This window comes from Streptomyces sparsogenes subsp. cuspidosporus (genome assembly GCF_039532705.1).
In the GTDB taxonomy this organism is placed as follows: domain Bacteria; phylum Actinomycetota; class Actinomycetes; order Streptomycetales; family Streptomycetaceae; genus Streptomyces; species Streptomyces sparsogenes.
This window is the reverse complement of record NZ_BAAASD010000057.1, coordinates 37,010-43,943: the sequence shown is the minus strand read 5'-3', so window position 1 is coordinate 43,943 and position 6,934 is coordinate 37,010. Positions and strand designations below refer to the sequence as shown.

6 protein-coding genes are annotated in these 6,934 nt (G+C 65.6%); 2 read left to right on the top strand and 4 right to left on the bottom strand.

Annotated elements, in window-relative coordinates:
* Both ABFY07_RS38610 and ABFY07_RS38600 read left to right on the top strand, forming a co-directional pair.
* Positions 1 to 831 (top strand): IS3 family transposase (locus tag ABFY07_RS38610; protein ID WP_346178943.1); only part of this gene is annotated, 831 nt, incomplete at its 5' end.
* A gap of 574 nt (positions 832 to 1,405) precedes the next feature.
* The gene (locus ABFY07_RS38600) at positions 1,406 to 4,150 is read left to right on the top strand and encodes an NACHT domain-containing protein (protein ID WP_346178942.1); all 2,745 of its coding nucleotides are present in this window, start codon (positions 1,406 to 1,408) and stop codon (positions 4,148 to 4,150) included.
* 30 nt (positions 4,151 to 4,180) lie between these two features.
* Here ABFY07_RS38600 and ABFY07_RS38595 read toward each other — a convergent pair whose 3' ends face one another.
* The 4 genes from ABFY07_RS38595 to ABFY07_RS38580 form a co-directional block, all read right to left on the bottom strand.
* Positions 4,181 to 4,456, bottom strand: coding sequence for an integrase core domain-containing protein (locus ABFY07_RS38595; RefSeq protein WP_346178941.1), 276 nt, complete (start codon positions 4,454 to 4,456; stop codon positions 4,181 to 4,183).
* Positions 4,457 to 4,545: 89 nt separating this feature from the next.
* A complete protein-coding gene (locus tag ABFY07_RS38590) occupies positions 4,546 to 4,854 on the bottom strand; it encodes an integrase core domain-containing protein (protein WP_346178946.1) in 309 nt (102 codons plus the stop codon).
* A 203-nt stretch (positions 4,855 to 5,057) separates the two neighbouring features.
* Entirely contained in the window at positions 5,058 to 6,146 is a 1,089-nt protein-coding gene (locus ABFY07_RS38585; RefSeq protein ID WP_346178940.1) for an integrase core domain-containing protein, read from the bottom strand.
* The gene (locus ABFY07_RS38580; RefSeq protein ID WP_346178939.1) at positions 6,131 to 6,511 is read right to left on the bottom strand and encodes a methyltransferase domain-containing protein; all 381 of its coding nucleotides are present in this window, start codon (positions 6,509 to 6,511) and stop codon (positions 6,131 to 6,133) included. Before ABFY07_RS38580 ends, ABFY07_RS38585 begins: the two co-directional genes overlap by 16 nt.
* Between the last annotated feature and the right edge of the window lie 423 nt (positions 6,512 to 6,934).

The window sequence follows — 6,934 nt, the reverse complement described above, 5'->3', positions numbered from 1 at the left end:
CTGGGGCTGTCAGAGTCGGCGTACTACGCGCGCAAGAAGCGGCCGAAGTCGGCCCGCCGGCTGCGCGACGAGCAGCTCATGCCGCTGATCGAACAGGTCCACGCCGAGTCCGGCGGCACCTACGGCGTCCGCAGGATCACCCGCGCACCGCGGCGCAAGGGTGTGCACGTGGCTCGCTGCACGGTCGAGCGGCTGATGGCCGAGCTGGGTCTGGAGGGCGTCATCCGCGGCCGGCGGCGCCGCACCACCGTGCCGGAGCCGTCGGCACCCAGGCCGCCGGACCTGGTCGACCGCGACTTCACCGCGAACCGGCCCGACCAGCTGTGGGTGGCCGACATGACCTATGTCCGCACCTGGACGGGCTGGGTGTACGTGGCGTTCGTCCTGGACGTCTTCTCCCGGACGATCGTCGGCTGGCAGGTCGCGAACCACATGCGCACCGAACTTCCGCTGGACGCACTGGAGATGGCGCTGTGGAGACGCCGGATCAAGAAGGGCCCCGGCCTGATCCATCACAGCGACCGCGGCTCGCAATACGTGTCCATTCGGTACACCGACCGGCTCGCCGAGATCGGCGCCGCCGCCTCGGCCGGTTCCGTCACTGACAGCTACGACAACGCGATGGCCGAGGCGCTCAACGGCACCTTCAAGGCCGAGCTGATCGAGATGCAAGGGCCGTGGCGGGACTTCGACCAGGTCGAGCGGGCGATCTTCCAGTGGGTCACCTGGTACAACGAGGAACGGCTCCACTCCGCCCTCGACTACGTACCACCCGCCGAGTACGAACGCGAATGGTGGCGACAACAGGAAGCCACCCCGCAGTCCGCCTGAAACAAGATCACAGGACTCTACGAAACGCGGGACATCTCAGGATACAGAGTGGCGGGATCTTGGGACGCGGCCATGAGTCACGATTGTGCCCCAGCCGCTACCTGCCGCGTACTCCGATTCGAGGCATCGCCGCGACCCAACCCGGACCGCCTACCGCCACCGACCACACTCGCGTCCTTCGACACGATCGATTCGGCGGCCTCATCCACGAATACACGCAGGCCGCATAGGGTGACACCGTTGACGCCGACGAGTGCCGTTCGGCCCGGAACACGCAGTCGCCCCGGATAGCGGCGGCGGCGCTCGGGAGCCGGCGGCAACAGGGGAGCCACCCGCTCCCACAGGCCGTCAGGAACAAGATCAGCACGCATCCGGGACAGCCTGCCGACCAAGATCAGCGAGAACACGACCCGCAGCTCAATTCATTCTGAAACGATCAGTTAACGCCCTCTGAGGTCGGAGGCAGGTTTGAGGGACTGTAGGCGCTGGGCGATGGGTAGGTGATGAAATGCTGTCTCATATCCGTGTGCTGAGTGCTGTGTGGAGACTTCACGGTGGCTAGACAGGGGGATCCGTGGCGGGCGACAAGGGCTTGTCCATCGGTCGTGCGGGGTTGCTGGGGCTTGGAGTCGGCGCCCCCTTGGTCGTGGGAACGCAGCTGTGGCCGAAGGTGGAGAGTCATCCCCTATTAGCCGTTGGACTCCTCTTCGCCTATGAAGCGGTTCTGGCTGTCCTCGCGTTCGTCTCAGCCGTTTCGAAGGAGCTGGAGAACCGGCTGGCGAAGCGGGTGGCTGACGGGACTGAGCGGCTGCTGTTGGGGCGCCTCACACGGTACGAGCGAAGGTATCGTCGGTATTTGGTCGTGCGGCACTCGGCCGGCGGCGTCAAGGGCCTGACCATCCAGGGGGCGCGGAACCCTCGCCTCGAGGACGTGTTCGTCGACGTGAGCCTGAGGTCAAGCCCATTGCACCAGGCGCAGAACGTCTCCCTCGCGGACGCCGAGCAGGAGGTTCCGGACGGCGAGCGTAGATCTCTCCAGGACATCCTGGACCATCCAGGCCTGCGGCCCCTGGTCGTCATCGGCGCTCCCGGTACGGGGAAAACAACGCTGCTGGAACACACCACGGTTGTGTACGCCCGACGCCGGGAGCGGCGGCGGGCGAAACGCTGGCTTCCGGTCTTTGTCACCCTGCGCGACCACGTTCAGCAGATAGTCGGAGGCGGCGTCGCTGGTGTGGGGTTGACAATGGCCGACGTCGCGCGACTGCCGCTCTCGGCCGCCGCTTTGGGGGACGCGCCCGCCGGATGGTTCGAGGATCACCTGGAGAACGGCCGCTGTGTGGTGCTGCTCGACGGCCTGGACGAGGTCGCCGACCCGCACACACGTCAGCGCTTGGTGCGGTGGGCAGAGACTCAGGCCGCCCGCTACCCGGACAACCGCTGGGTGCTCACCACCCGGCCACAGGGTTACGACGCCGCGCCAATGGACGGCGCCGAGGTGCTCGTGGTCCGCCGCTTCACGCCGGATCAAATCCGCCGCTTTGTGCACGGCTGGTACGGCGCCGTTGAACGCCTCTCGGGCAGCAGGGACACGGGCGCGGCAGCATACGCCTCGGCTGCAGATCTCATCGACCGGCTACGCGCCCAGCCCAGTCTCTACGATTTGTCCTCCAACCCCTTGCTGCTCACCATGCTCTGCAACGTGCACCGCTACCTCGGAGCGCTGCCCGGCACTAGGGCGGAGCTGTACGGCCAGATCTGCCAGGTGCTGCTGTGGCGCAGGCACCAGGCCAAGGGGCTCTGGGAGGACGCCGACGCGGGACCGACGCGTGAGACAGTGCTGCGGGAACTGGCGTACGGGATGATGGTCCATCGTACCCGTTCGCTGCCCGTTGGCGGTCCGCTCGCCACAGATCTGCTGGTTCCGGCGCTCGCCCGCGAACTCCCTGGTGTGTCTGCGGACGTCTTCCTGACGTCCGTCGCCCGCACCGGACTGCTGGTCGAACGCGAACCCGGACAATTCAGCTTCGCACACCAGACCTTCCAGGAGTACCTGGCAGCATCCCACATTCATCGAAACGGAATGAGCCACCTGCTGAAGCAGAGGATTAGCGACGCCTGGTGGCGCGAGAGCATTCTGCTGTGGTCGGCGGCCAACCCGCCCGTTCAAATCATCGAGGCGTGCCTTGAGTTGGATACGGCCGATGCACTGGGGCTCGCGCTCGACTGCTACGACGAGGCCCAGGAGAAGCCGCATGAGCTCGGTCAGCGCCTGGAGCAACTGCGCCTGGAAGCGCTGCAGTCGCCGGCGGACTCACCGCGTCGACGGATGATGACAGGAGCCACGGTCGCCCGTCATCTGCGCCAGGTCGTCTGGCTGGCGGACGGAGTACTGGTCAGCGCGCTGCCGGTCAACCACGACGTCTACCGTCTGTTCTCCGACGCCCACCCGGAGTTCCGCCCCGAAGGGTACGAGTGGGAGAGGGGGCCTACACGGTCACAGGACGCCAACACCATTTACGGCACCACGTTCCTCGGTATTCCGCCGGGTGCGCCGGAGGCCCTGGTCCGGTGGGTGAATGACGTGCTCGACGGCTCTGCCGTTTTCCGGCTGCCCACCTGGGACGAGGCATGCGATCCCGCCATGCGGCCGCTGCTGCCTCCGGCGTGCTCCCTATGGAGCCAGCCTCCGCGTGACTGGAGCAACCGCGAACCAGTCTGCTGGGCGCCGGAGGGCGTGTCTCATCCCTGGTCGGTGTCCCTGGAGCGGGTGTACGAGCGAGCCGTGAACGGAACCATCGCCATTGAGGACTTCGACAGAAGCACCGGGTTCCCGTATCAGCACACTGACCCACGGTTTCACGACTTACTAACTGATACAGCCCGTGAGGTTTACAGGCACGGTGTTCCCTTCGACCCCGTCATCACCTTCCCCTCGATCAACATCAGTTCGAGTCAGGCACTGATCCGCCCCTCGTCCCCTGAACTTCTCATAGAGCTCCTCACGTCCCTTCCCAACTTGGTGGCGGAACAAGCACGACGGCTCTTCGGCGGTCACGAACCCTCTTCGGCCAGGGGCGATCGCCGCCTGGCGAACAGCATCGCTGCCCTGGGAGCGGAGATGGTCGCCCGTGGTGTAGGAGCAGAGCCAGAAGCCGCTGATCTACTGAGGGTGGCGGCCATAGCCCTCGCAGACCGCAGTGGCGGGATTGAAGTCGAAGCCACGTGCCGTGACATCGCTCTCGGCATCACCACCCTTCAAGACCGCGCTGACGGCATCATCCCGGCACGCGAGGTGGTCCTCCTGGTACGCGCATGAGTGCCTCACAACCCTGTGCCGCTCGAAAAGTCATCGCTGCATGTCATGCTGCATATCTGTACTCGTTGATGAGGCCGCCGGGATCCGGGCGCGCAGGACTTTGCTGGTGCTGAGGCCATACGCCGCGGCGGGTTGTTCGTGGGCGTCGGGTGGTAGCTGATTGCGGGCCTGGTGGGGTCGGTGTTCGTTGTAGTGCCGCTCGTAGGCCGCGAGGACGTGGCGGGCGTGGGCCTCGTTCATGATGAGGACGCGGTCGAGGGCTTCGCGTCGGATGCTGCCGATCATGCGTTCGCAGTGCGCGTTCATGAGGGGAGCCTGTGGCGCACTTTTGAGGATCTTAGGCCCCGTCGTGCGGGCCACGGAGTGCCCCGGGGTATCGGCATAGCGTTTGGACACTACGGATGTCGAAAATCATCTGCGCAGCTCAGGCGGCGTGTGCTCGAATAATCACCGCTCCTGTTCAAGAGGCATATGTGTACTCGTTGATCGCACCGCCCCAGGAGGCGAGTGCGCAGGACTTTGCAGCTGGCCGGAATCAGGGCTGGAGGTGGTTGTCCGTGAGCTTGGGGAGGTAGTTGGCGTCGGGCCCGGTGGGGGCGGTGCGCGTTGTAGTGCCTCTGATACACGGCCAGGACCTGGCGCGCGTGACCTTCGCCAAGGATGAGCATGTGGTCGAGGACTTCTCGGCGGAGAATGCCGATCACTCGTTCGCAGTGGGCGCTGGCCTTCGGCGCACGGGCCGGCGTCTTGATGACCTCGATGTCCCCGGCCTGGAACACGGCGTCGACGGCGTCGGCGTACTTGCTGTCGCCGTCCCGGATGAGGAAGGGCAGCGTCCACCCGTATGCCCAGGTCGGTGGCGAGGTTGCGGGCCTGCTGGGTTGTGGGTGCCGGAAACGCTGTCAACCTATGCAACCTGCTTGTATTCGCGGATGAGGCCACCAAGTCGATCACGCCGGGAGACCGATGTGGAGGCGCTGGCTGGCCGCGGTTCAGGTGTGATCAGCGGGTCTGGTGGCCGTTGGCCGAGGGATCGGTGTGGCCGGTGTCTGTTGTAGTGCTCCGCGTACTCATTGACGACGAGGCGGAGATGTCGCTGTCCGGTGATCAGGATGCGGTCGGTGGCCTCGCGGCGACATGATCCGATCCAGCGTTCTGCGATTGAGTTCATCCGGGGTGCCTGGGGCAGTGTCGGGATGACCCGCACGCCGACCGCTTGGAAGACGGCGTCGAAGCTGTCGGTGAAGTACGCGCCGCGGTCCCGGATGAGGAACCTGATCGACTCCGCGCGGTCGCCGAGGTCCATAAGGTAGTTGCGTGCCTGCTGAGCTATCCACGGGCCAGTCGGGTGTCGGGTGATGCCGGCGATGTGCACCCGCCGGTTGCCATGGTCGATGAAGAACAGCACGAACCAGCGCCGCAAGAAGGCGGTCTCGATGTGAAAGAGGTCGGTGGCCACGATCGCGGAGGCCTGGGCCTTGAATAAGGTAGCCCAGGAGCGATCCGTGCGCTGCGCCGACGGGTCAATCCCGGCCTCCTTCAGGATCGACCAGACGGTCGAGGCGGCGACTTCGCGTCCCAGGCCGAGGAGTTCTCCTTGGATGCGGCGGTATCCCCATGCGGGGTTCTCCCGCGCCAAACGCACGACCAACTGCCGCAGCGCCTCTGGTTTCGGTGGTCGACCGGGACGACGGGAGAGATAGGTCCATTTCCAGGCGATGAGCCGTGCGTGCCAGCGCAGAATCGATCGCGGAGTGACCAGCAAGGCCACCTGGGTACGCCGTTCCTTGCTCACGATCCGGAGCAGAGCTGCCATGACGGCCCTGTCGCTCCAGGAGAACCGAGGCCGAGGCCGATTGCGCTGCGCGATGGCGAGCTGATGCCGGAGCATCAAGATCTCGACATCTTTCGCCGCACTCGAGCGGGCCAGGAGGACAAGCCACCGGAACGTCTGACAGGCGAGCAGGTAGATCAGCCGTATCACCACGCCCCGCATGTTGCCCCAGAACAGCTCGCAGCCACCCGAGCTCTGGCAAACTCGAACCAGCAGGTCAACCTGGGTGACATACTTTCCGGCACCCACAGGATCGGCAGCAGATCAGGAGAACCGTCAAGCTGCTCCAGCATCGCCGCAGACGGGTCCACACACAGCACCCTGTGCCGTGGGCGCAGAGCATCCGCGATGCCTTTGGCGAACAAGCCCGTGCCACATCCGACATCGGCCATCCGGTCGTCAGCGGTCAGCCGCAGCGCGGCAGCGATCCGCTGGGACATCCACTCCACGAAGTCAGGGCTGTATGCCCAGTTATCGTCGTATGTGCTGGCGAGGTTCTGGTAATGCTCCCCCATGTCGCGCCGCACTGACGCCTCCTGCCCGCCCCTTGATCGTTCACCCTGCTCTGCCGTCCCAGAGTACCCGGGTGAGCACTCCTGGCAACGAGGCGGTGAGAACGGCCCCGTAGTCTCCCCGCCACCGGCCAAGCGTTCGGGACGGTGCCGGGCGACGTACGGCACGCAAATCTCTCCGCGATGCCGTCGATCTGCGCACCGAAGGCGTGACGGGCAGGACTTCCTCCCGTGGACCGTCGCACCGCTATCTCGGTCGCGACTATCCGCCCGGCAACCGAGAGGTCGGTCAGGCGCCACTGATAGCTGTGATGTGTTACCTCTGAGCGCCAGTCGGCTTAAAGCGTGCCCTGGCCCCTATGATGCGGCGCCGGACGCGCTTCGAGCCGCCGGTCATCACGCTAGCCTGTCTGGCGCGGAGCGCGCTTAGGGGAGGGC